Genomic DNA, 24,755 nt, shown 5'->3' on the forward strand with positions numbered 1-24,755 from the left:
AGCCACGCGTGGAGGTCCCGCCCGACGATGTCTTCCCATTACTTCCGCTCTCTTCCCGCGCAGGTCGACCTGCCGGCCCTCGAACGCGAGGTGCTCGAACGCTGGCGGGACGGGAAGGTGTTCGAGCGCTCCCTGGAGCAGAACGCGGACGGCCCCTCCTGGGTGTTCTACGAGGGCCCGCCCACGGCGAACGGCATGCCGGGCGTCCACCACGTCGAGGCCCGCGTCTTCAAGGACGTCTTCCCCCGCTACAAGTCCATGCGCGGCTACCACGTCCCCCGCAAGGCCGGCTGGGACTGCCACGGCCTGCCCGTGGAGGTCGCCGTCGAGAAGGAGCTCGGCCTCTCCGGCAAGCCCGAGATCGAGGCGTACGGCATCGCCGAGTTCAACGCCCGCTGCCGCGAGTCGGTCCTGCGGCACGTCGACGCGTTCGAGGAGATGACCGAGCGGATGGGCTACTGGGTCGACATGTCCCAGGCCTACCGCACGATGGACCCGTCGTACGTCGAGGCCGTCTGGTGGTCGCTCAAGACCATCTGGGACAAGGACCTGCTGTTCCGCGACTTCCGGATCACGCCCTACTGCCCGCGCTGCGGCACCGGCCTGTCCGATCACGAGCTGGGCCAGCCGGGCGGTTACGAGACCGTCTCCAGCCCGTCGGTTTACGTGCGGATGCCCGCCACGTCCGGCCCGCTCGCCGAGCTGGGCGCCTCTCTCCTGGTGTGGACCACCACCCCGTGGACCCTGGTGTCCAACACGGCGGTGGCCGTGCACCCCGAGGTGACCTATGTGGCGGCGCGCCACGGCGACGAGGTGCTGGTGGTGGCCGAGCCGCTGCTGGAGCGGGTCCTCGGCGACGACGCCGAGGTGGTGGCCTCCTTCGTCGGCGCGGATCTGGAGCACACGACCTACTCGCGGCCGTTCGACCTGGTCGACATCCCGGGCGCGCACTATGTCGTCCTGGGCGACTACGTCACCATCGAGGACGGCACCGGCCTGGTCCACCAGGCTCCCGCGTTCGGCGCCGACGACATGACCGTCTGCAAGCGGTACGGCCTGCCGGTCGTCAATCCGGTCGGGCCCGACGGCCGGTTCCTCCCGGACGTTCCGCTCGTGGGCGGCCTGTTCTTCAAGGACGCCGACGAGCCGCTCACCGAGGACCTGCGCGAGCGCGGCCTGCTCTTCCGAGGCGGGCACTTCGAGCACAGCTACCCCCACTGCTGGCGCTGCCACACGCCGCTGCTCTACTACGCCCTGCCGTCCTGGTACATCAGGACCACCTCGATCAAGGACCAGCTTCTCGCCGAGAACGAGCGGACCAACTGGTTCCCCGAGACGATCAAGAACGGCCGTTACGGCGAGTGGCTCCGGGGCAACGTCGACTGGGCGCTGTCCCGCTCCAGATACTGGGGCACGCCGCTGCCGCTGTGGATCTGCTCGGTGGACGAGTCGCACGTCACCTGCGTCGGCTCCCTGAAGGAGCTCGGCAGGCACGCCGGCATGGACCTGTCCGCGCTCGACCCGCACCGGCCGTACGTCGACGACGTGACCTTCCCCTGTCCCACCTGTGGCGGGGAGGCCAGGCGCGTCCCCGACGTGATCGACGTGTGGTACGACTCCGGCGCCATGCCGTTCGCCCAGTGGGGCGCGCCGCATCGCAACGAGGACGTCTTCGAGAGGTCCTACCCGGCCCAGTTCATCTGCGAGGCCATCGACCAGACCCGCGGCTGGTTCTACTCGCTGATGGCCGTCGGCACGCTGGTCTTCGGCAGGTCGTCGTACGAGAACGTCCTGTGCCTCGGCCTGATCCTCGCCGAGGACGGCCGGAAGATGAGCAAGCACCTCGGCAACGTGCTCCAGCCCATGCCTCTGATGGAGCAGCACGGCGCGGACTCCCTCCGCTGGTACATGGCCACCTCCGGCTCCCCCTGGGCGCCCCGGCGGATCGGCCACGCCGCCCTGGAGGAGATCGTCAGGAAGGTCCTGCTGACCTACTGGAACACCGCGTCGTTCTTCACGCTCTACGCCAACGCCGAGTCGTGGTCGCCGGACCGGCTCTCCGAGGCCCCGGCGTACGGCGAGCGCCCGCTGATCGACCGGTGGGCCCTGGCCGAGCTGCACCGGACGGTCGCCGAGGTCACGGCGTCGCTGGAGGAGTTCGACACGACCCGGGCCGGCCGCCGCCTGGCGGACTTCCTGGACGACCTGTCGAACTGGTACGTCCGGCGGTCCCGCCGCCGGTTCTGGTCGGGCGAGGCGTCGGCGTTCGCCACGCTCTACGAGTGCCTGGAGACCGTCACCCGGCTGATGGCGCCGCTGGTGCCGTTCCTCACCGACTACGTGTGGGACGTGCTCCGCGGAGCCGACGCCCCGCCGTCGGTCCACCTGGCCACCTGGCCGGAGGTGAACAGCACGCTGCTCGACCCGGTCCTGTCGGAGCGGATGGCGCTGGTCCGCCGCCTCGTCGAGCTGGGCCGCTCCGCCCGCGCCTCGTCGTCGGTCAAGACCCGCCAGCCGCTTGGCCGGGCCCTGATCGGCGCACCGGGCTGGGCCACCCTCCCGGGCGAGCTGCGCGAGCTGATCGCCGACGAGCTGAACGTCCAGAGGCTGGAGGACATGTCCGGATTCTCGGCCGACCTGGTGACCTTCACCGTCAAGCCGAACTTCCGGGCCCTCGGCAAGCGGTTCGGGTCACAAACCAAGCTGGTGGCCGGCGCCGTCAGCGGCGCCGACCCCGCCGCCCTGGCCCAGGCCCTCCGGTCCGGTACGGCCGCCGCCGTCGACGCCGGAGAGCTGGGCGTCGTCGAGCTGGGCCCGGACGACGTGATCGTCACCGAGCAGCCGAGGACGGGCTGGGCCGTGGAGACCGGCGCGATCGACACCGGGACCGGCGAGACCGTCGCGCTCGACCTGGCGATCACCGACGAGCTGCGCCGTGCGGGCCTGGTCCGCGAGGTCATCCGCCTCGTCCAGGACGCCAGGAAGTCGACCGGCCTGTCCATCACCGACCGGATCGACCTGTGGTGGTCGGCCGACGGCGACCTGGCGGAGGCCCTGCGCGGCGGCGGCCAGACCGTCGCCGACGAGGTGCTGGCGGCGAGCCTCACCGAGGGCTCCCCCGACGAGGATCTGCCCCGGCAGGAGGACGCCGACCTCGGCCTGACGTTCCACCTCCGCAAGGCCTGACCGAACGAGAAGACCCCGTCAAGCGCATACGGCTTGGCGGGGTCTTTCGCATGTCCGTCGCGGAACGGAACTTATCGGGCCTGACAGACCGAGCAGTGGGTGAGGCCGGCCTCTTCGGCGTCCTCCCGGGTCATGACCTCGATGCCGGCGTCGTCCATGCCGGCGATCAGGGGGCACTCCGAGCTGTGGTATCGGCGGGTGCCGACCATGACCTTCACCGATCCCGGAGGCGTGGCGCCGATCCTGCGGGTCTCGATCGTGTGGTCGCCCTCGTCGTCTTCGGACGCGCCCTCGTCGCCGGCCTGCTGTACGGGACTGGACACGGAGGTGGAGCCGGAAGGGACCGTGAACCCGGCGCGCCCGGGTTCCTCGGTCTCGGCCGGCTCCACCGGCTTCGTGTTCGCCGTCCGGTCCTCGGCCGCATCCACCGCGTCGTCGGCGTCGTCGGCGTCATTGGCGTCGTCGGCCTCGTCCGAGCCAGCGGTGTCGTGGCTATCGGCGGTGTCGCGGGTGTGGTCAGCGTCGTCAGCGGCCGGCTCGGGCGCGGCCGGTGCGGGCTCGGGCTCGGGCTCGGATTTATCCGCCTTGTCGGCCTTGTCTGCCTTGAACCAGTCGGACTGGGGCGGTGCCGATTCCGTGTCCACGGACGTGGTGTCTTCGGATGTGGTGTCCTCGGGCACGGTCGCGTCGGGTTCTGGCCGGGCGGCCTCTGGTTTGCCGGCCCACCCGGACATGCCCCAGCCGGACGTCGCCCAAGGGGACCGGGCGGTCTCCGTCTCAGGCGTCGGCTCCAGCGGGGAGGAGGGAGACGCGTCGCGCTTGAACCAGTCGAGAGGGGCCGACTGGGGCTTGATCACCGGGATCTCCCCCGTGTCGGGTTCCGGGGCGTCGGACTCGGCGGTGTCCGGTTCCACGGCCACAGGGCCCACGGTCACAGGGCCGGCGGTGACAGGACCGGCGGTGACAGGGCCGGCGGTCACGGGGTCGGCGGTGACAGAGCCGGCGGTGTCCGGTTCCACGGCCACAGGGTCGGCGGTCACGGGGTCGGCGGTGACGGGTCCGGCAGTGATGGGTCCAGGGGTGACGGGTCCGGCAGTGGCCTCCGGTGTGACCGGCTCGGGCTTGGCGGGCTGCGGGACGACCGCGGCCGGCGTGCCGAGAGGGCTCTCCCGGTTCTCCCGGCTCTCCCGGCTCTCCGCCAGGTCCTCGGCGTCGCCCGCCGGACGGGCGGATGCCTCCGGCAGGCAGGTGGTGCAGGGGGTGAAGCCCTCCTCGCGGGCTTCCTCGTGGGTCAGCTCCTCGACCTCGCGCCCCACGAGCTGCCGGCAGTTCGGCAGGTGGAAGCGCTTGCGGCCGGGGATGACCAGCACGATGGTCTCAGGGCCGAGACCGCGACCGGCGCTGGCCGGTGGACGGGTGATCGGCGCCGTCGCCGGGACCCGCGGCGACGGGAACGTGTGCGGCGGCAACCCCCCGTGATGCGTGACCGGCGGCACCGCCACCATGGGCGAGGCCACCGGATGGGCCGGCGCCCCGCCGTACACAGAGGCGCCGGTATGCGCCAACTGCGGGACGGGGGAACCCTGGGGGGTGAGAACCGGCCCGTCGGCGGCGCGTCCGCCGGCGGGGAACAGCTCATGGCGCCTCAGTAGAGCCCCGATCAGCAGGCAGACCGCAGAGAGCACGCTGATCACGATCGACCACATCACGAGAAAAGCCTTCGCCAGGACAACGCCCGCGATGAGCAGGACGATGGCGGCGAGCACCAGTGCGGCGCTGATGAGGATCACTGGGGGTTTCTCCGGGGTGGGGGGCCCGCTGCCTACCGGCGGTCGTTGTGCGGGCCCTCAGGACCCTGGAACGCGCCGGAGTGCTGCGGGGGCTCCTGGCCGAACGGGTTGGGGCCCGCAGTGATCGGCTGGCCACCGGGAGCGACGGCGTGCGCCATCGCCGGGGGGCCGCCCACGATCGGGAAGGCGCCGCTGCCCTCGGCGGAGACGTTCAGCTCGGCGAGCTGGTTCTCCAGGTACAGCTTCAGGCGGCTGCGGTACTCCCGCTCGAAGCTGCGCAGCTCCTCGACCTTGCGCTCGAGCTCGTCACGGGTCTGCACGAGCGAGCCCATGGCCTGGCGGTGCCGCTCCTGGGCGTCGCGCTCCAGCGTCTCGGCCCGGGCGCGGGCGTCGCCGATGATCTGCTCGGCCTGGCGGCGGGCCTTGCCCAGGATGTCGTCGGCCTCGCGCCGGGCGCGGGTCACGGTCTCGTCCGCCTCGCGGCGGGCGTCGGCGATGGCCTGGTCGGCGGTCTGCTGCGCGAGGGCGAGCACGCGGGCCGCGGTGTCCATGTTGTCCTCGGCGGGCGGGAGGCCCATGCCGACGGGGACGGGCTCGGGACGGGCCGGCTCCGGGGGCTTGATCGGCTCAGGCTGGGGGGCCATCATCTCGGGCTTGGGCTCGGCGACCGGGGCGGGCGCCATCTGCATGGAACCGGCCATGCCCATGCCCCCGGGGACCTTGCCCCTCAGGCACTCAGCCAGCTTCGCACGGAGCTCCTCGTTCTCCTGAATGAGTCGGTCGAGCTCGGCCTCGACCTCGTCGAGGAACGCGTCAACCTCCTCCTCGTCGTACCCCGGCCTGAGCCGGGTGGTACTGAACTGCTTGTTCCGCACATCAGCGGGCGTCAACGGCATTTGGGTCTCCTTGGCGCGCTTGGAGTCTGTCCGGCGGGACGGTACCCGATCAACGAAGCGCGTTCACGACTTGGATCAAGACCAAAACCACAATGAACAGCACTGTGAAGCTCAGGTCAAAGGCCACCGTACCCAACCTGAGGGGCGGAATGAAACGGCGGAGGAATTTGAGAGGAGGATCGGTCGCCGTGTAGGTGACCTCCGCCAGCACCAGGACGACCCCCGAGGGCCGCCAGGAACGGGCGAAAGCCTGCACCGTCTCAAAGATCATTCTGCCGATCAACAGAACCAGGTACAGAGTCAGGGCGACGACCAAGATCTCGCTAACGATCCCCACGGTCCAGCCCCGCCTCCATCTGGGTCCACTGCCTCCGGTCCCATTGGGTACCGCTCGGCCGGTCACTGTTCATAGATGGAACTCTAGCTCTGGTTGAAGAAGCCTCGTTCCGCGATTCGGGCCTTGTCCTCGGCGGTCACCTCAACGTTGGCAGGGGACAACAGGAATACCTTGTTGGTAACACGTTCGATGCTGCCGTGTAGGCCAAAGACGAGACCTGCCGCGAAATCGACAAGCCGCTTCGCGTCGCTGTCAACCATCTCGGTCAGATTCATGATGACCGGAGTCCCCTCGCGGAAGTGCTCCCCGATCGTGCGCGCCTCGTTGTACGTGCGGGGGTGAAGGGTCGTGATCCGCGCCAGATCGGTCGTACGGCGCTCCAGCACCGTCGTGGGGGGCCTGGGTGCCGGGACGGCCGTTTCGCCGTCCTCGTCGCGCTCATGGGCCGCCACATGGGCGGCCCCAGCCGCCGGGGCACCGGACGGCCCGACGACGAAGCCGCGCCTCGGCGACTCGTAGTCGTCGTCGCCGTAATCCTCGTCGCCGCCGTACTCGGTCCCGTACCTGTCGTCGTAGCGGTCGTCCTCCACGAGACCGAGGTAGACCGCCATCTTGCGCATCGCGCCGGCCATCGCTCGTCGTCCTCCGCGTTTTCTATGGGAAGGCCAGGGCGGTAGCCGTACCCCCCTTGGAGCTCACCGCTGATCGACCTCTACCTGAGCGCGGACACCAAGGTCCACTTGGGGGACATTACCTGACGAAGGGCTTCCGGCGACCGAGCAACGCCGTACCGACACGCAGGTGTGTCGCGCCGTTGGCTATCGCTTGGGCAAGATCCCCACTCATGCCCGCTGAAATCACATTCGCGGAGGGTTGTTCCTTCTGTACGGCTTCCGCCACCCCCCGCAGCCGGGCGAATGCCTCCCCCGGGTCCTCCCCGAGGGGCGCGACCGCCATGACGCCGCCCAGCCACAGGCCCTCCGCCGAGGCGATGGCGCCGGCCAGCTCGGAAACGTCCTCGGGCCGGACGCCGCCCCGGCCGCTGGGGGCCTCCGGGTCCAGCGTGACCTGGATGAGGCACCCCACCTCACGCCCGGCCCGTACGGCCTCGCGGCTGAGCGCCTCGGCCAGCCTGAGCCGGTCGACCGAATGGACGAGGTGGGCGTAGGACACGACGGACCGGACCTTGTTGGTCTGTAACTGCCCGATGAAGTGCCACGTGAGCGGGAGATCGGCACAGTCGGCGGCCTTCCGCGCCGCCTCCTGGTCCCGGTTCTCGCCGATGTCGGACACCCCGAGCTCCGCGAGCAGCCGCACATCAGAGGCGGGATAGGTCTTGGTCACCGCGATGAGGGTGATCTCCGACCGGGCCCTGCCCGCGGCGCGGCACGCCTCCTCGACGCGCCGCTCCACCTCTGTCAGGTTTCTCGCGATCTCCGAGCGTCGATCGTCATACATTCGGGCCCGGTTTGAGGAAATCCGGCACGTCCAGCTCCTCCTCCTGCTCCTCGAACACCACCGGGCGGCGGGGAGCCGGCTGGGTGACGCGCGAGGTGATGGGGGTGGGCGGCTCGGGCGTGGGACGCGGAATGGACAGCGGCCCGGTGTTCGCCGCGGCCGGCTCGGGACGCGGCGGCTCCGGCGTAACCGCAGGGGGCGGCGGCACGGCGGACACGGACGGCGCCGGGGCGGGCGCCGGGCTCACGTACGGACGCGGCGCGGGCTGCTCGGCGCGCGGCTCAGGCTTGGGAGCCGGCGCGGGGACCGGGGCCGGAGCGGGCGCGGGGACCGGCGTGGGAGCCGGGGCCGCCGCGACGGGGCGGGACGGCGGGGGCGCCGCCGGCGGGCGGGACGGCTGCGACCGCGACAGCGGGGCGGCCACCGGCTTGGTGGCGACCGGCTCGTCGAACCCGGCGGCGATGACCGTCACGCGGACCTCGTCGCCAAGCGCGTCGTCGATGACCGTGCCGAAGATGATGTTGGCGTCGGACGCCGCCGCGTTGGAGACGAGCTGGGCCGCCTCGTTGATCTCGAAGAGACCGAGGTCGGACCCGCCCGCGATGGACAGCAGCACGCCGTGGGCGCCGTCGATGCTGGCCTCCAGCAGCGGGCTGGAGACCGCCATCTCGGCGGCCGCCACGGACCGGTCGTCGCCTCTGGCGTGGCCGATGCCCATGAGGGCCGAGCCCGCGCCGGACATGACCGACTTCACATCGGCGAAGTCGAGGTTGATCAGACCCGGAGTGGTGATGAGGTCGGTGATGCCCTGGACACCGGACAGGAGCACCTGGTCGGCGGCCTTGAAGGCGTCGAGCACGCTGACCTGGCGGTCCGAGATGGACAGCAGCCGGTCGTTCGGAATGACGATGAGCGTGTCCACCTCCTCGCGCAGGGTCTCTATGCCGGCCTCGGCCTGCATGGCCCGGCGCTTGCCCTCGAAGCTGAAGGGCCGCGTGACGACGCCGATGGTCAGGGCGCCCAGCGATCGGGCGATACTGGCCACGACCGGCGCGCCGCCGGTGCCGGTGCCGCCGCCCTCGCCGGCGGTGACGAACACCATGTCGGCGCCCTTGATGACCTCTTCGATCTCCTCGCGGTGGTCCTCCGCGGCCTTGCGGCCCACCTCCGGGTTGGCGCCCGCGCCGAGACCTCGGGTCAGCTCGCGCCCGACGTCGAGTTTCACATCGGCGTCACTCATCAGCAGCGCCTGGGCGTCGGTGTTGATGGCGATGAACTCGACGCCCTTGAGTCCCTCCTCGATCATCCGGTTGACGGCGTTCACTCCGCCGCCGCCGATGCCGACGACCTTGATGACCGCGAGGTAGTTCTGCGGTGCTGCCACGACGAGGGGCCTTTCCGCTCGTTTACGTTTCGTGCGGGCGGTGCCCGCGCTGTCTCTTCTAACTCTCACCCTCAAGTTGAGATTTAGAGTTATGTCAACCTGAGGATTGATACGGACAGTAGGGTTGCGCCTCCCCCAGGGTCAACTAACCGCGCCGCAAGGCCGTCCGGCGTGTCGCGCACTGTCCCATTCGCACGCTCCCCCTCCGTGCGGCCGGTGAGAAATCTCACTTGACCGTCACCACGCCGGGTGAGCTGACGTCGTAGCTGGTCGCGGGCTTGCCGAGGACGGCCAGGAGGAGCCGGCCCTTCTCCGCGGCGCGCCGCGCGTCGCCCCAGACGACCGTGCGGCCGTCGGTGAGCGTGAGGGTCACCGACTTCGGGGACGGCGCCCGGACCTCCCGGACGCGGCGCAGCACGTCCTCCGGAAGGCGGCTCAGCACGGTGAGCGCCGACCCGGTGGCCGGGTCCTCCGCCGCGAAACGCTGGACCCGCAGCACGGGCAGCCGGGGCGGGACCACGGCCACCTCCCGCAGGGCCACTCCGAAGCGGTCCACGACCACCGACCTTCCGCGGCCCAGCGGCACGGCGGCGACCGGCGTGCGCTCCACCACGGTCACCCGCACCGTGCCCGGCCAGCTCCGCTCCACGCGGGCCGACTCGACCTCCCGGACGGCTTCCACCCGCTGCTCCACCGCGTCCAGGTCGACGGTGGCCAGCGGCGTGCCGGTCCGCACTCCGGCGGCCAGGCGGAGCTGCTCGGCCGGCACCACGGTGTTCCCCGTGATCTCGACCACCCGCACGCCCAGAACCGGCGAGAAGAACACCACCCAGGTCGCGGCGCCCACCACCCCGCCCGACAGCAGGGTGGCGATCGCCGCACGCCGGACGGCGGGCCTCACCGGGCGGCCAGCTCCGCGACGATGCGGGGGCCCAGCTCGGTGATGTCTCCCGCGCCCATTGTGAGGACGATGTCTCCCGGGCGGGCCCGGTCGGCGACCAGCGGAGGCACCGAAGCGCCGTCGGGGACGTATGCGACGCACTCTGACGGCAGCGGCACCTTCCCCGCGACGAGCGCGCCCGAGACTCCGGGCTCCGGATCCTCCCTGGCGCCGTACACGTCGAGGACGATCGCCTCGTCGGCCAGGCCGAGGGCCGCGCCGAACTCCGCGGCGAAGAACCGGGTGCGCGAGTAGAGATGCGGCTGGAACACCGCGATCACCCGCCCGCCGCCGGAGACCACGTCACGGGCGGCGCGCAGGTCGGCCGCCAGCTCCGTCGGGTGGTGGGCGTAGCTGTCGTACACCGACACGCCGCCCGCCTCACCCTTGGCCTCGAACCGCCGCTTGGCCCCGGTGAACGCGGCCAGGCCCTCCCTGACCTCCTCGAACGGCAGGCCGAGCTCCATCGCCACGGCGACCACCGCGGTGGCGTTGAGCGCGTTGTGCCGCCCCGGGACGACCAGCCGGACGCTGCCGTGCCCGGCCACGGTGAACTCGACGCCGAGCCCGCGCGGGACGACGTCGGCGGTACGGAAGTCGGCGTCGGCGGCCTCGCCGTACGTGACGACCTTGAGGCCGCGGGCCCGCGCGATGGGCCCGAGGGCCGCCGCGCCGGGATCGTCGGCGCAGAGCACGAGCACCGAGCCGATCCGCTCGACGAAGCGGGCGAAGCTGTCGTGGACGGCCTGCGGGTCGCCGTAGTTGTCCAGGTGGTCGGCCTCGACGTTGGTGACGACCGCGATGCGCGGCGCCAGCATGAGGAACGACCCGTCACTCTCGTCCGCCTCGGCCACGAAGACGTCGCCCGCGCCCTCGTCCGCGCCGAGGCCCGTCGTGACGAGCTGGCCGCCGACGCAGTACGACGGGTCGGCGCCGCACTTCTGCAGCGTGACGGTGAGCATCGAGGTGGTCGTGGTCTTGCCGTGGGTGCCCGCGACCGCGATGCCGTTCCGGCCGGCCATCACGGCGGCGAGGGCGGCGGCCCGCGGGATGACCCGGAGGTTCTGCCGCAGGGCCTCCCCCAGCTCCGGGTTGGAGTCGCGGATCGCGGTGGAGACGACGACCGTGTTGACGTCCTTGATGTGGGAGGCGGCGTGGCCCACGTGCACGGTGGCGCCGAGGTCGCGCAGCTCGCTCAGCATCTCGGAGGTGCGCGCGTCGCTGCCCGACACGGGCACGCCACGCTTCAGGAGGATCCGGGCGATCCCGGACATGCCGGCACCACCGATGCCGATGAAGTGCACCCGGCCCAGTTCCCCCGCCGGGATGGGCTCCACGAGCTTCACAAGACTCATCGCGAGGCGATCTCCAAAACCTTGCGGGCGAGCGTCACGTCGGCGTCCTTGCGGCCCAGCCGGGAGGCGGCCTCGGACATCGCGACGACCCGCTCGGGGTCGTTCAGGATCGGCAGCAGCACCTCGACGATCCAGGCCGCGGACAGGTCCGCGTCGTCGACCATCAGGCCGCCCCCGGCCTGCACGATGGGCTGGGCGTTGAGCCGCTGCTCCCCGTTGCCGTGCGGCAGCGGCACGTACGCCGCGGGCAGGCCGACGGCGGTGAGCTCCGCGCAGGTCATCGCGCCGCTGCGGCACAGCACCAGGTCGGCCGAGGCGTAGGCGAGGTCCATGCGGTCGACGTACGGAAGGATCACGTACTGCGGGTCGCCGGGCGGCGGCTCCTGCTCGACCGTGTTCTTCGGCCCGATCACGTGGAGCACCTGGATGCCGGCCGCCCGCAGATAAGGCGCGGCGTCGAGGGCCGCCTGGTTGATCGAGCGGGCGCCCTGCGAGCCGCCGAAGACGAGCAGCGTCGGCCGGTCGGACTCCAGCCCGAAGTAGGACCTCGCCTTGTCCCCCAGGGACAGGCGGTCCATCATCGAGACCTCGCGGCGCAGCGGAATCCCGACGTACTGCGCGTTGGGCAGCGACGCGTCCGGGTGGCCGGTGAAGACGTGGTCGGTGAGCCGGGCGCCGAGCCGGTTGGCCAGGCCGGGCCGCGGGTTGGCCTCGTGGACCACGATCGGCACGCCGCGCCGCCGCGCCGCCAGGTAACCCGGCGTCGCGACGTAGCCGCCGAACCCGACGAGGACGTCGGCCTGGACCCGGTCGAGGATCCCGGCCGCCGCGTTGATCGCCCCGGCGAGCCTTCCCGGCACCGCCAGCAACTGGGGGGTGAGAGCCCGGGGCAGCGGCACGGCGGGCACCAGGGCCAGCTCGTAGCCGCGGGCGGGCACGAGCCGGGTCTCCAGGCCCCGCTCGGTGCCGAGGCAGGTGATCCCGATCGCGGGGTCCTGCTGGCGAAGCGCATCGGCCAGCGCGAGCGCCGGCTCAATATGGCCGGCCGTCCCGCCGCCGGCGAGGACCACCCTCATGTCACTCCCTGTTCCGTGTCATCGCCTCGGGCGGCCACCCAGGCCAAGCCAGCTTAGAGCCCTGGCGGCGGGCCCGGGTCCACGGGCGGCCAGGGCCTCGGCCGCGCCGGGCTCCCGTTTGGCGAAAGACAACAACATGCCAAGCGCGGCGAGGGTCGGCAACAGGGCCGATCCTCCGTAGGACACCAGGGGCAGCGGGATGCCGGTGATCGGGAAGACGCCGATGACGGCGCCGATGTTGACGATCGCCTGCCCGGCGATCCACGCGACCGCCGCTGCGGATGAAAGCCGGATGAACGGGTCGTCGACCCGGGAGGCGATGCGCAGCCCGGCGTACCCGAACAGGCCGAACAGCGCCACGACGACGAGGGTGCCCATCAGGCCCAGCTCCTCGCCGAGGATCGAGAAGATGAAGTCGCTCTCCGCGTGGGGCAGCCAGTTCCACTTCTGCCGGCTGCTGCCGAGGCCCAGGCCGAACCAGCCGCCCGAGCCCATCGCGATCTGCCCCTGCGCCGCCTGCCACCCGGCGCCGTGCACGTCCTTCCAGGGATCCCAGAAATCCGTCAGGCGGGCCACCCGGTACGGCTCGACCATGATCATGATGACCGTGGCCAGCACGAGCAGCAGGAGTATCCCCCCGAACAGCCGCACGGGCGCGCCGACCACCCACAGGAGCGCCAGGAAGATCAGCATCAGCACGAGGGTGGTGCCGAGGTCGCGGCCGAGCATGACGAGGACGGCGATGAGGGCCGTCCCAGGCATGAGCGGGATCAGCAGGTGCCGCCACTCGATCCGGCCGCCCCGCGCCTTCCTGGCGAGCAGGTCGGCCCCCCACAGCACCAGGCCGAGCTTCGCCGGCTCCGACGGCTGGAAGGAGAACGGCCCGATCGCGATCCATCGCTGGGCGCCCAGCAACTCCTGGCCGATGAAGATGACCATCAGGAGGCCGAGGATCGAGATGCCCATCAGCGGATATCCGGCGAGCCGGAAGAACCGCTGCGGCATGCGGGAGCAGACCCACATCAGTGGGAGGCCGATGGCGACCGACATCGACTGCTTGAGGAACCAGTAGAACGGGTTCCCGGTCTTCTGCAGCGCCTCGATGCTGGAGGCGGACAGCACCATCATCAGGCCGAGGGTCAGCAGCAGGGCGCTGCACCCCAGCACCAGGTAGTACGACGTCAGCGGGCGGCCCAGCAGCTCGCGGAGCGCCCCGAGCTGGGTGCGGCTCCAGCCCGGCGCGGTCTCCTCCGCCTGCTGCGCCGTTTGCTGGGCGGTCACCGCTCCGCCAGGCGGTGCACGGCTCGCGCGAAGGCCTCCCCACGGGCTCCATAACTGGCGAACATGTCCAGCGACGCTCCGGCGGGGGCCAGCAGCACGGTGTCCCCCGGGGAGGCGAGCCGGGCGGCTTCGGTGACGACACGGTCCATCACCCCAGTGTCTTGCCCCGGGACGTCCACCACCGGGACATCCGGGGCGTGTCGCGCCAGAGCCTCGCGGATTCGCTCGCGGTCGGCCCCGAGAACCACCGCTCCCCGCAGGCGCGGCGCGGCCTGCCGTACGAGGTCGCCGACGTCGGCGCCCTTGAGCTGGCCGCCCGCGACCCACACGATCGACCGGTAGGCGGCGAGGGAGGCCGCGGCGGCGTGCGGGTTGGTCGCCTTGGAGTCGTCCACGTAGTCGACGCCGCCGACCGTCGCCACGTGGGCGATCCGGTGCGGGTCGGGGACGAACTCCGCGAGGCCGCGCCGTACCGCGTCCGCGGGCACGCCGTAGGCGCGGGCGAGCGCCGCGGCGGCGAGCGCGTTGGCGACGTTGTGCGGCGCGAACGGCCTGACGTCCGCCAGGCAGGCCAGCTCCTCCGCCTCGTTGGCCGGGTCGGCCACGAAGGCCCGGTCCACCAGAAGGTCCTCGACGAGGCCGAGCTGTCCCGGCCGCGGCGAGCCCAGCGTGAAGCCGGCCCGCCGGCCTCCGTCGGCGTACGGCTCGGCCAGCCTGGTGGACCACTCGTCGTCGGCGTTGTAGACGACCACGCCGGCGTTCTCGAAGATCCGGGCCTTGGCCGCGGCGTAGTCCTCGAAGGAGCCGTGCCAGTCGATGTGGTCGGGCGCGACGTTCAGCACCGCCGCCGCGAGGGGGGCGAGGCTGGACGACCAGTGGAGCTGGAAGCTCGACAGCTCCACGGCCAGCACGTCGTACGGCTCGCGGACCGCCTCGACGATCGGGACGCCGACGTTGCCCACGGCGATGGCCCGTTTCCCGGCCGCCGTGAGGATGGAGGTCAGCATCCGCACGGCGGTGGTCTTGCCGTTCGTGCCGGTGAGGGTGAGCCATGGGGCGGCGGAGCCGTCCGACGCGCGGAGGTGCCAGGCCAGCTCGACCTCGCCGATCACCGGGATGCCCGCGCGGGCGGCGGCGACCAGCAGCGGATGGTCGGGCCGCCACCCCGGCGAGGTGATGACGAGCGAGGTCCCCTCGGGGAGGACCGGCTCGCCGAAGCGCACCTCGATCCCGGACGCGGCCAGCTCGGCGGCGACTGCCCGCTGCCGCTCGCCGTCGCCCGACTCGAGGACGATGACCCGCTCGCCGCTTCCGGCGAGCCCTCGGGCGGCGGCCGTGCCGGAGACGCCGAGCCCGGCGACGACGACGCTCACTGCTTGGGCATCCATTCCAGGTAGAACAGGCCGAGACCGGCGGCGACGCACATCGCGGCGATCAGCCAGAAGCGGACGACGATCGTCGTCTCGGCCCAGCCCGACAGCTCGAAGTGGTGCTGCAGCGGGGCCATCCGGAAGACCCGTTTCCTGGTCATCTTGAAGAAGCCGACCTGGATGATCACCGACATCGTGATGATGGTGAACAGGCCGCCCAGGATGACCAGCAGGAGCTGCGTGCGGGTGGTGATCGCCAGGCCCGCGATGACGCCGCCGAGCGCGAGCGAGCCCGTGTCACCCATGAAGATCTTGGCGGGCGGGGCGTTCCACCACAGGAAGCCGAGGGTCGCCCCGAGCACCGCCGCCGCGACCACGGCCAGGTCGAGCGGGTCGCGCACCGAGTAGCAGTTGGGCCCGAGCGCGGCCGTGCAGCTGTTGCGGAGCTGCCAGTTGCCGATCAGCACGTACGCCGCGAGGACGAGGCAGGTCGCCCCCGACGCCAGGCCGTCGAGGCCGTCGGTCAGGTTCACCGCGTTGGAGAAGCCGACGATGATGAACAGCACCCAGATCGTGAAGCCCAGCAGGCCGATGGGCGGCCCGAAGTCGCGCAGGAACGACAGGCTCTTCTCGGCCGGCGTGAGGTCGTATCCGTTCGGGAACTGGACGGCCAGCACCGCGAAGATCGCTCCGACGACGAGCTGGCCGCCCGCCTTGGCGCCGCTGCGCAGGCCGAGGCTGCGCTGCTTGTAGATCTTGATGAAGTCGTCGAGGAAGCCGACCAGGCCGAGCCCGGTCATGAGGAACAGCACGAGCAGCCCGGACGCCGTGGGCGTGTCCCCGGTCGACGACAGCATGCTCGTCAGGTGGGCCGTGAAATATCCGATGAGCGCCGCGATCACGATCACGGTGCCGCCCATCGTGGGCGTGCCCTTCTTGTCGTAGTGCCCGGACGGGCCCTCCTCGCGGATGTTCTGGCCGTATCCGCGTCGCGCGAACAGGCGGATCGCGAGCGGCGTGCCGACCATCGAGAGCAGCAGCGACACCGCGGCCGCGATGAGGATGTTCCTCACCGGGCGTCACCTCCGAGGATCGCCTCGGCGACCCGCTCGAGCCCGGCCGCGCGCGGCCCCTTCACCAGCACCACGTCGCCCGGCGCCAGCCGTGCGGACAGCTCCGCCGTGGCGGCGGCCACGTCGGGGACGTGCAGCGCGCCGGGAGCACCGGCCAGGATGGGCCCGGCGTCCTCGCCCACGACGATCAGCGTCTCCAGCCCGGCGCCCGCGGCGAGCCGCCCGACGCCCTCGTTGAGCTCGGCGCTGCGGTCGCCCAGCTCGCGCAGCGCCGCGATCACAGCGAACCGCCGCCTGCCCTCCCCGATCCTCGCGAGGCTCGCCAAGGCGGCCCGCATCGAGTCGGGGTTGGCGTTGTACGCGTCGTTGATCACGGTGACGCCGTCGGCCCGGTCGGTGACCTCCATGCGCCAGCGGCTGCGGGGCTCGGCCTCCGACAGCTCCTGGGCGATCGTCGCCACCGGCAGGCCCAGCTCGTAGGCCGCGGCCGCCGCGGCGAGCGCGTTCTCGACCGCGTGCGCGCCGTGGAGGCGGAGCCGCACGGGGGCCGCGCCGGACGGCGTGCGCAGCGTGAACGACGCCCGGCCGCGCTCGTCGAGTGTCTCGCCGGTGGCCCGGACGTGCGCCTCCGGCGACCGCCCGAAGTAGGTCACCCTCGCGCCGGTACGGCCGGCCATCGCCCTGACGAGAGGGTCGTCGATGTTGAGCACGGCCACGCCGTCGTCCGGCAGCGCCTCGACCAGCTCGCCCTTGGCCTGGGCGATCGCCTCCTTGCCGCCGAAGACGCCGAGGTGCGCGGTGCCCACGTTGAGCACCACCCCGATGCGCGGCGGGGCGATCCGGGCCAGGTAGGCGATGTGGCCCACGTTCCTCGCGCTGAGCTCCAGGACCATGAACCGGGTGGCCTCGTCGGCCTTGAGGACGGTCAGCGGATGGCCGATCTCGTTGTTGTACGAGCCGACCGGCGCGACTGTGGGGCCGATGCGCGCGGCGAGCCTCGCCAGCAGGTCCTTGGTCGTGGTCTTCCCGGCGGAGCCGGTCACCCCCACGACGGTCACGGCGGGCAACTCGGACACGACGGCCGTGGCGAGATCGGCCAGGGCGGCCAGCACGTCACCCACGATGACCGCGGGCGCCTCGACCGGGCGGGAGGCGAGGACGGCGGTCGCCCCCGCCGCGCAGGCCTGCTCGGCGAAGTCGTGCCCGTCGGCGCGCCCGCCCTTGATCGCCACGAACAGCGATCCCGGCTCGGCGGCCCGCGAGTCGATCACGACGGGGCCGCGGACCACGGCCCGGGGGTCGGCCATACCGGTCAGGGCACCGGAGGTGATCTCGGCGACCCGCGCCAGCGGCAACGGGATCATGCGTCTTTCCTGCTCTCTTCTGTTCGTCTTCTAGACACGGCGTCCCCGGCGACCTGACGGTCGTCGAACGGGATGACCGCGCCCCCGGCGTACTGGCCCTGCTCGTGTCCCTTGCCGGCCACAACTACCACATCTCCGGGCGCGGCACCGGAGATCGCCAGAGCGATGGCGGCGGCGCGGTCGGGCTCCACGATGACGTGGGCCCGCTCGCCCTGGGGGACCGTCAGCGCGCCTTCCAGCATGGCGGCCAGGATGGCGAGCGGATCCTCGGTGCGGGGGTTGTCGCTGGTGAGAATCGCCACATCGGCGAGCCGGGCGGCCGCCGCGCCCATCATGGGCCGCTTGCCCCGGTCACGGTCACCGCCGCAGCCGAGCACGATCGTCAGCCGTCCCCGTGGTCCCGCCGGCGCGGAACCGTCGTCCAGCACCGCCCGCAGCGAGGTCAGGACCGACTCGACGGCGCCGGGCTTGTGGGCGTAGTCGACGATCACCTGGTAGCCGTCGGTCCCCGGCACGCTTTCCATGCGTCCGGGCACCCCGGTGAACGTGGCGATGCCGTTCACCGCGGTCTGGAGGGGGATCCCGGTCTCCACCAGCGCGACGAGCGCGCCGAGGGTGTTGGCCACGTTGAACGGGCCGGGAAGGGCGACCGCGGCCTCGGCCTCGACCCCGCCGGGACCGACGACGCGGAAGGCGCTGCCGCCGGCGCCGAGCCGCACGTCCTCCGCCCGCCACTCGGCCTCCGGGGACCCGGCGGCGGAGAACGTCGTGATCGGGATCTTGGCGATCCCGGTGAGCTCGCGGCCGTGGGGGTCGTCGATGTTGACGACGCCGAGCCGAGAGAACTCGGGGGTGAACAGCCTGGCCTTGGCGGCGAAGTAGTCGTCGAGGTCGCGGTGGAAGTCCAGATGGTCCTGCGACAGGTTCGTGAATATCGCGACATCGTAGAAGATCCCGTCCACGCGGCCGAGGGCCAGGGCGTGGCTGGAGACCTCCATCGCGGCGGCCGTGACGCCCTGCTCCCGCATCAGCGCGAACAGGCCCTGAAGGTCGTTCGCCTCCGGGGTGGTCAGCTCGGGGACGAACCGCACGTCGCCCGCCCGGATCTCCACGCCGCCGACCAGGCCGGTGCGGTGGCCCGCCGCCCGCAGCCCCGCCTCCAGGAGGAACGTCGAGGTGGACTTGCCGCTGGTCCCCGTGACGCCGATGACCGTGATGCCGTCCGCGGGCCTGCCGTACACCCAGGCGGCGACCTGCCCGAGCAGCGCCCGCGGGTCGGGCACGACGAGCACGGGCAGCCCCGTGGCCGTCGCGCGCTCGCGCCCCTCCTCGTCGGTGAGGATCGCCACCGCCCCCGCCGCCAGCGCGTCCCCGGAGAACTCCGCGCCGTGGGCGGCCTTCCCGGGCAGCGCCACGTAGAGGTCGCCGCGCCGGATCCGGCGCGAGTCGATGCTGAGGCCCGTCACGGCGCCGCGGGCCGCCCTGGCCCCGGGAGCGGAGGACGTGCCGAGAAGCGCCGCGAGGCCGGACAGCGGACGGGTGGGAGCGGCAGAAGGACGCACGGCGAGAGCGTACCGTCCCTCGTCACTCACCGGTGCGAAGGACGACATCCGGCGCCTTCGTCCCGGTCGGCGGGATCTTCCTGCTCTTCAACGCGAAGGTCATGACGTCCTTGAACACGGGGGCGGACACCATGCCGCCGAAATGGCCGTTCTTGGGATCCTGGATGACGGCCAGCGCCATGAGCCGGGGCGCGTCCGCCGGGGTGAACCCCACGAACGTCGCCGTGTAGCCGCAGTATCCCTTGCACTTCTCGTCGTACCGCATGGCGGTGCCGGTCTTGCCCGCGACCCGGTAGCCGGGGATCGCCGCGGCGGCGCCGGTGCCGTCGTGCCCGACCGCGGCCTCCAGCATGCCGGCGATCTGCTGCGCGGTGCGCTGGCTGATGACCCTGGTCTGCTTGGGCGCCGGGGCCGGGACGAACCGGCCGTGCTCGTCCGTGGTGCCCGCGACGATCGAGGGGGTCACCCGCACTCCCCCGTTGGCGATCGTCTGGTAGACGCTGGCCATCTGGAGCGCGGTCACCGAGATGCCCTGCCCGTACGCGATGGTGCAGCGCTGGCTGCCGGACCAGGTCTCCCAGCGAGGCAGCAGCCCCGCCTCCTCGCCGGGGAGGCTCGCGCCGCTCTTCACGCCGAAACCGAAGGAACGGAACATGTCGTACAGCCGCTGGCTGCTGACCTTCTCCGCCGCCATGATCGTGCCGACGTTGCTGGACTCGGCGATGACACCGGTGAACGTGAGGTTCTCGGGGCTGTGCGGGTGGGCGTCCTTGAGCTGCCGGTCGGCGCACTGCGTGTGGTCGGGCACCCGGAAGACGGTGTCCGGGGTGACCGCGCCCGACTCGATGGCCGCGGCGGCCGTGATGACCTTGTTGGTGCTGCCCGGCTCGAAGACCTCCGAGGCGGCCCGGTTGCCCCAGTCCTCCTCCGGCGTCGTCTCCCAGTCGTTGAGGTCGACCTCGGGTGAGTTGGCCATGGCCACGATCTGCCCGGTCCTGACGTCCATCACGATGACGCTGCCGCTGCGTGCGCTGGCCGCCCGCACCTGCCGCTCGATCGCCTGCTGCGCGGCCCACTGGATGTCCCGGTCGATCGTCAGCCGCACGTCGCGGCCCGGCACCGGCGCCCGGTGGCTGCTGCTCGTCATGGGGATGCGCTGGCCGTCCCTGCCGATCTCGATGCTCTGCTTGCCGTCCTGCCCGGCGAGCACCTTGTCGTAGGCCCGCTCGATCCCCGTGAGGCCGTGCCCCTCGAAGCCGACGAACCCGATGAGGCCGCCCGCCAGGGAGTCGCCGGGGTACTCCCGGCGGTAGGTCGGCCTGGAGCCCACTCCCTTGAACCGGAAGCTCATGATCTTCTTGGCGCGCAGCGGCTCGATGTCCCGCGCGGCCACGATGTACCGCTGGGTGGTCTTGGCCAGCTTGGCCGCGATCTCCTCCTTGGGGCGGTTCAGCTCCACGGCCAGGGTCGTGGCGATCAGGTCCCGCTGGGCGGGGGTGACGTCGGCCGGGTCGAGGTAGATCTCCCGGGCGTCGGCGGTGACGGCCAGCTCGTGCCCGGCCACGTCCCTGATCGACCCGCGCCGCGCGGGCAGCGTCTCCGGCTGCACGCGCTGCTGGGCCGCCTTGGCCTGGAGCACCTTCGAGTCCAGCCCCTGGAGCTGGACGAGGCGCCCGGCGAACAGCGACAGCACGAACGCCATCACGGCGAGCCCCGCGTTCAGCCGCCGCGCCGGGTTGCCCAGCCGCAGCACGGCCGGCGGGCGCGGGGGCGGCGGCGGACCCGGAGGACGCGCGCCGGCGGGCCCGCTCCCACGCGGCCGGCCAGCCGGAGGCGTACGGCCGGGCGTAGGCGTACGGCCGGGGGGAGGCGTACGGCCGGGCGGGACGGAGTCGGGGCGCGGGCGGCGGCGTGGCTCATCCGCCGCCGGCGGCCTGCCGCCGTCCGCGTTCCCGCTCCTCGCGGGCCGCTCGGGACGTGGCGGGCCGGCGGGGCGGGCGGGCTTGCCCTGCGACCCGGGCGATCCGGGGGATCCCGGGGATCCCGGCGATCCCGGTGCCCTCCTGCCGCCGCCCGGCCCCTGACCGCCTCGCCCATTGGGACCGCCGCGGCCGGGGCCCGGGCTCCGGCCGCTCTCTCTCACCGGTCCGTGCCCTCCTCCTGAGGCTCACCCGCGCTCGCGGCGGTGGCGGCGGTGCTGGACTGGCCGGGGTCGATGAACTGCGGCGACGACCTGTCCTCCCGGAGGCCGTATCTCCTGGCCGCCTCCTCGACAGCGTTCGGCTGGTCCCACACCCGAAGCCGGCCCTCCAGGTCCGCGGCCTGCTCGCGGAGCTGATCGGTGCTCGACCGGAGGTCGCTCACCTTGAAGGAGTCCTGCGCGAGCACCGTGTTCAGGAGGAGCAGGGTCACCAGGCCGCCGGACATCAGCCCGACGACGAGCAGCACGAAGGGAGCCCTCGGCGGCCGCCGGAGGGCCTGCCGCACCGACCCGCCGCGCGACCTCAGCCGTACGGAGGCGTCCGGAGCGACGGTCTCCTTGGCTCGTGCGGGCGCGGTCGCCGTGCCCGGGACGCGGCCCCGCGGCGCACGGGCGGGCGGACGGCCGGGCGCGGCGGGAGCCCGCCGGGTCGTCGTCGTCCTGGTCTCCTGCTCTGTCGTCCTCATCCCTGGCGGATCCTCTCTGCCGCCCGCAAACGGGCCGAGGCCGCCCGCGGGTTGCGGGCCACCTCGTCTTCGTCCGGGAGCTCGGCTCCCCTCGTCAGTAGGCGGAACCGGGGCTGGTGAGCCTCTAGCGGGACGGGGAGGCCGGGGGGGCTGGTGTCCCTGGTTCGCGCCGCGAGGACCTGCTTGGTGAGCCGGTCCTCCAAAGAGTGGTAGGCGAGCACGACCACTCGCCCGCCGAGCGTCAGCGCGTCGAGGGCCGCGGGCAGCGCGCGCTCCAGCGCGGTCAGCTCCTCGTTCACCTCGATGCGCAACGCTTGGAACGTTCTCTTGGCGGGGTTGCCCCCGGTTCGCCTCGTCGCGGCGGGGATGGCCGCCCGCACGAGATCGGCAAGCCGTTTGGTGCTGGTGATGGGGTCTTTGACGCGTTCTTTGGCGATGAGGTTCGCCACGCGTGCCGCGAACCGCTCTTCGCCGTAGTCTCGCAGGATGCGGGTCAGCTCCGCGACGGAATATGTGTTCACCACGCGCTCGGCGGTGAGCTCCTGCTCGCGGTCCATCCGCATGTCGAGGGGGGCGTCGTAGGAGTACGCGAAGCCGCGCTCCGCCTCGTCGAGCTGAGGGGAGGAGACGCCGAGGTCGAAGAGCGCGCCGTTGACGCGCGACCGCCCGATGTCCGCCAGGACATCGGGAAGCTCGTCGGAGACGGCCCGCACGATCGTGACCCGCTCCGCGTAGGGCGCGAGCCGTTCGGTGGACCGCTTGATGGCGGTGGGGTCGCGGTCGATGCCGACGAGATGCAGCGACGGATGGGCGGCGAGAAGCGCCTCGGCGTGCCCGCCGAGGCCGAGGTTGGCGTCGACGACGACCGGATCCGGCCCGGCCAGCGCGGGACCGAGCAACTCCAGCACGCGATCGAGCATGACCGGAACGTGACCGCCCGGTTGCCCCAGGTCTTGCGACAACGCTTTCCAACCCCCAACTGGCCGCTTCGAAGCTCGCGGATGCGCGGCTGCCGCCGGTGATTACCCTACGGATCCCCACCCATGCCGGCCTCTTCGGGAGGCCGACCCGTCCGGCCAGGTCCCCATCCGCGTCGCCTGCCGCGGCATCTGACACCGGGGAAGGTGCATCAGCTGCCGCATGGGAGCGGGTGGAGACCTCGCCGAACGTCACCGACGGGTCGATCGATCACAGGATTCCTGGCAGCACCTCCTCCGACAGATCGGAGAACGCCTGCTCCTGGGCGGCCAGGTAGGTGTCCCATGCCTGGGCGTCCCAGATCTCCAGCCGGGTGTTGGCCCCGATGACCACGCAGTCACGTTCCAGCCCCGCGTACTGCCTGAGGCTCGGGGGAATCGTGATGCGCCCCTGCTTGTCCGGCGTCTCGTCGGACGCGCTGGCGAAGAAGACGCGGCTGTAATCGCGGACCGCCTTGGCGGTCACCGGCGCCGTGCGCAGGGCCTCGGTAATGCGCTGGAACTCCTCTACGGGGAAGACGTAGAGGCAGCGCTCCTGGCCTTTGGTGATCACAAGACCCTCCGCCAGCTCCTCGCGATACTTCGCCGGCAGGAACAGCCGTCCTTTGTCATCAAGGCGCGGCTGGTGGGTGCCGAGGAACACCGGACCCACCTCCCGTGCCTTGCGGAGCGCTCAGCGCTGTAGCCCCTGCCCTCCACTGCGCACCACCATACTCCACTTCTCCCCACCGTCAACTGATCCGAACCGTGTCGGCATCGATTTTTCGCGGCGTTTCCGCAGGTCAGCGATGGTGGAGTGAAGTGGAGCGTCCTGGCGGCCCCTCCCCCGCCCTTGGGCGTGTCGGAGAAAAGCGCGGGGGAGTTTGTCACGGGATTCGGACGAACGCGCTACCTGACTGGGAACACATCTGACAACACTGTGGGCAGTTCGCCTGCCGATTTCTGGACATAGTCGCCCGGGAACCCCAGGAGTCATAGGGTCGGCACACAGAATGGAAAAGCAACGTTTAACGCCCCATTCTCGGGGACGCACCCTCATGGAGGCCTGGTGGCAGCAACCCCCGACGTCACCGATGCTGGAAGCCGGCTCGAAGAGCTGGTGGAAACCGCCCACCGGATCCGCCGCGCGATCGAGTCCGTGATCGAGGGCAAGAGTGACGTGGTCCGCCTCACCCTCACCGTTCTTCTGGCGGAAGGCCACCTCCTCATCGAGGACGTGCCCGGGGTCGGCAAGACGATGCTGGCCAAGGCGTTGGCGCGCTCCATCGACTGCCCGGTCAGGCGCGTGCAGTTCACCCCCGACCTGCTGCCGAGCGACATCACCGGAGTCAGCGCGTACAACCAGCAGACCAGGGAGTTCGAGTTCAAGCCGGGGCCGGTCTTCGCGAACATCGTCGTCGGCGACGAGATCAACAGGGCATCGCCCAAGACGCAGTCCGCGCTTCTGGAGTGCATGGAGGAGCACCAGGTCACGGTCGACGGCGTGACGTATCAACTGGAGTCGCCCTTCATGGTGATCGCGACCCAGAACCCGATCGAGATGGAGGGGACCTATCCCCTGCCGGAGGCGCAGCGCGACCGGTTCACCGCGAAGATCGCGATGGGCTACCCCGAGCCGGCCGCCGAGCTGGAGATGCTCGACGTCCACGGCGCCTCCCAGCCGCTGGACAAGCTGGAGCCGGTGGCCACCACGGCCGAGGTCCACGCGCTGATCCAGGCGGTCCGCGCCGTCTACGTCTCCCAGCCGGTGAAGAGGTACGCGATCGACATGGTGGCCGCGACGCGCCACTCCTCCGACCTGCGGCTCGGCGCGTCCCCGCGCGCCACCCTGCACCTGGTCAGGAGCGCCAGGGCGCACGCCGCGCTCTCGGGCCGCGACTACGTCATCCCCGACGACCTGCAGGACCTGGCCGTCCCGGTCCTCTCGCACCGGCTGCTGCCGAGCATGGAGGCCCAGGGCCAGCGCCGGCACCCGGAGCAGGTGGTCGCCGAGCTCGTCCGCCGCATCCCGGTGCCGGACGCGAAGTGACGCGCCGGCT

General features: G+C 71.7%; 20 protein-coding genes. 2 read left to right on the forward strand and 18 right to left on the reverse strand.

Going from position 1 to position 24,755, the window contains the following annotated elements:
- Positions 1-27: 27 nt before the first annotated feature.
- Positions 28-3,186: an isoleucine--tRNA ligase gene (gene ileS / locus N5079_RS10495; protein ID WP_261583413.1), complete on the forward strand. Its 3,159-nt coding sequence runs from the start codon at positions 28-30 to the stop codon at positions 3,184-3,186.
- 71 nt (positions 3,187-3,257) lie between these two features.
- On the opposite strand, the gene N5079_RS10500 is transcribed toward ileS, so the two are convergent.
- From N5079_RS10500 to mraZ, 18 genes are all read right to left on the reverse strand, one after another.
- Positions 3,258-4,976, reverse strand: a complete 1,719-nt coding sequence (locus N5079_RS10500) for a hypothetical protein (protein ID WP_261583414.1) — start codon at positions 4,974-4,976, stop codon at positions 3,258-3,260.
- A 32-nt stretch (positions 4,977-5,008) separates the two neighbouring features.
- A complete protein-coding gene (locus tag N5079_RS10505) occupies positions 5,009-5,872 on the reverse strand; it encodes a DivIVA domain-containing protein (RefSeq protein ID WP_261583415.1) in 864 nt (287 codons plus the stop codon).
- A gap of 49 nt (positions 5,873-5,921) precedes the next feature.
- The gene (locus N5079_RS10510; RefSeq protein ID WP_261583416.1) at positions 5,922-6,209 is read right to left on the reverse strand and encodes a YggT family protein; all 288 of its coding nucleotides are present in this window, start codon (positions 6,207-6,209) and stop codon (positions 5,922-5,924) included.
- A gap of 83 nt (positions 6,210-6,292) precedes the next feature.
- On the reverse strand, positions 6,293-6,841 hold the full coding sequence (locus N5079_RS10515; RefSeq protein WP_261583417.1) for a cell division protein SepF: 549 nt from the start codon (positions 6,839-6,841) through the stop codon (positions 6,293-6,295).
- A gap of 118 nt (positions 6,842-6,959) precedes the next feature.
- Positions 6,960-7,667 carry a YggS family pyridoxal phosphate-dependent enzyme gene (locus N5079_RS10520; RefSeq protein ID WP_261583418.1) on the reverse strand — a complete coding sequence of 236 codons (708 nt, stop codon included), beginning with the start codon at positions 7,665-7,667 and terminating at the stop codon, positions 6,960-6,962.
- A complete protein-coding gene (gene ftsZ, locus N5079_RS10525) occupies positions 7,660-9,051 on the reverse strand; it encodes a cell division protein FtsZ (RefSeq protein ID WP_261583419.1) in 1,392 nt (463 codons plus the stop codon). The genes N5079_RS10520 and ftsZ overlap by 8 nt, the downstream gene beginning before the upstream one ends.
- Positions 9,052-9,277: 226 nt before the next feature.
- Positions 9,278-9,952: a cell division protein FtsQ/DivIB gene (locus N5079_RS10530; RefSeq protein WP_261583420.1), complete on the reverse strand. Its 675-nt coding sequence runs from the start codon at positions 9,950-9,952 to the stop codon at positions 9,278-9,280.
- Entirely contained in the window at positions 9,949-11,346 is a 1,398-nt protein-coding gene (murC, locus tag N5079_RS10535; RefSeq protein WP_261583421.1) for a UDP-N-acetylmuramate--L-alanine ligase, read from the reverse strand. The genes N5079_RS10530 and murC overlap by 4 nt, the downstream gene beginning before the upstream one ends.
- Entirely contained in the window at positions 11,343-12,422 is a 1,080-nt protein-coding gene (gene murG, locus N5079_RS10540; RefSeq protein ID WP_261583422.1) for an undecaprenyldiphospho-muramoylpentapeptide beta-N-acetylglucosaminyltransferase, read from the reverse strand. The genes murC and murG overlap by 4 nt, the downstream gene beginning before the upstream one ends.
- Positions 12,423-12,440: 18 nt before the next feature.
- A complete protein-coding gene (gene ftsW, locus N5079_RS10545; protein WP_261583423.1) occupies positions 12,441-13,703 on the reverse strand; it encodes a putative lipid II flippase FtsW in 1,263 nt (420 codons plus the stop codon).
- Positions 13,700-15,091 (reverse strand): UDP-N-acetylmuramoyl-L-alanine--D-glutamate ligase, encoded by a 1,392-nt coding sequence (gene murD, locus N5079_RS10550; protein ID WP_261583424.1) that lies wholly within the window; start codon positions 15,089-15,091, stop codon positions 13,700-13,702. The genes ftsW and murD overlap by 4 nt, the downstream gene beginning before the upstream one ends.
- Positions 15,073-16,146, reverse strand: a complete 1,074-nt coding sequence (gene mraY, locus N5079_RS10555) for a phospho-N-acetylmuramoyl-pentapeptide-transferase (protein WP_261583425.1) — start codon at positions 16,144-16,146, stop codon at positions 15,073-15,075. The genes murD and mraY overlap by 19 nt, the downstream gene beginning before the upstream one ends.
- Positions 16,143-17,510: a UDP-N-acetylmuramoyl-tripeptide--D-alanyl-D-alanine ligase gene (gene murF, locus N5079_RS10560; protein WP_261583426.1), complete on the reverse strand. Its 1,368-nt coding sequence runs from the start codon at positions 17,508-17,510 to the stop codon at positions 16,143-16,145. The genes mraY and murF overlap by 4 nt, the downstream gene beginning before the upstream one ends.
- Entirely contained in the window at positions 17,507-19,072 is a 1,566-nt protein-coding gene (locus N5079_RS10565) for a UDP-N-acetylmuramoyl-L-alanyl-D-glutamate--2,6-diaminopimelate ligase (protein WP_261583427.1), read from the reverse strand. Before N5079_RS10565 ends, murF begins: the two co-directional genes overlap by 4 nt.
- 22 nt (positions 19,073-19,094) lie before the next feature.
- Entirely contained in the window at positions 19,095-20,825 is a 1,731-nt protein-coding gene (locus N5079_RS10570; RefSeq protein ID WP_261583428.1) for a peptidoglycan D,D-transpeptidase FtsI family protein, read from the reverse strand.
- Positions 20,826-21,211: 386 nt separating this feature from the next.
- Positions 21,212-21,739, reverse strand: a complete 528-nt coding sequence (locus N5079_RS10575; RefSeq protein ID WP_261583429.1) for a hypothetical protein — start codon at positions 21,737-21,739, stop codon at positions 21,212-21,214.
- Positions 21,736-22,659 carry a 16S rRNA (cytosine(1402)-N(4))-methyltransferase RsmH gene (gene rsmH, locus N5079_RS10580; RefSeq protein WP_261583430.1) on the reverse strand — a complete coding sequence of 308 codons (924 nt, stop codon included), beginning with the start codon at positions 22,657-22,659 and terminating at the stop codon, positions 21,736-21,738. The genes N5079_RS10575 and rsmH overlap by 4 nt, the downstream gene beginning before the upstream one ends.
- 268 nt (positions 22,660-22,927) lie before the next feature.
- Entirely contained in the window at positions 22,928-23,359 is a 432-nt protein-coding gene (mraZ, locus tag N5079_RS10585) for a division/cell wall cluster transcriptional repressor MraZ (protein ID WP_203880566.1), read from the reverse strand.
- Positions 23,360-23,764: 405 nt separating this feature from the next.
- Between mraZ and N5079_RS10590 the strand changes: the two genes are divergently transcribed.
- The gene (locus N5079_RS10590) at positions 23,765-24,745 is read left to right on the forward strand and encodes an AAA family ATPase (protein ID WP_261583431.1); all 981 of its coding nucleotides are present in this window, start codon (positions 23,765-23,767) and stop codon (positions 24,743-24,745) included.
- The last annotated feature ends 10 nt before the right edge of the window (positions 24,746-24,755 follow it).

Origin of the sequence: Planotetraspora sp. A-T 1434 (genome assembly GCF_025420585.1) — a bacterium.
Classification (GTDB): Bacteria; Actinomycetota; Actinomycetes; order Streptosporangiales; family Streptosporangiaceae; genus JAOEGB01.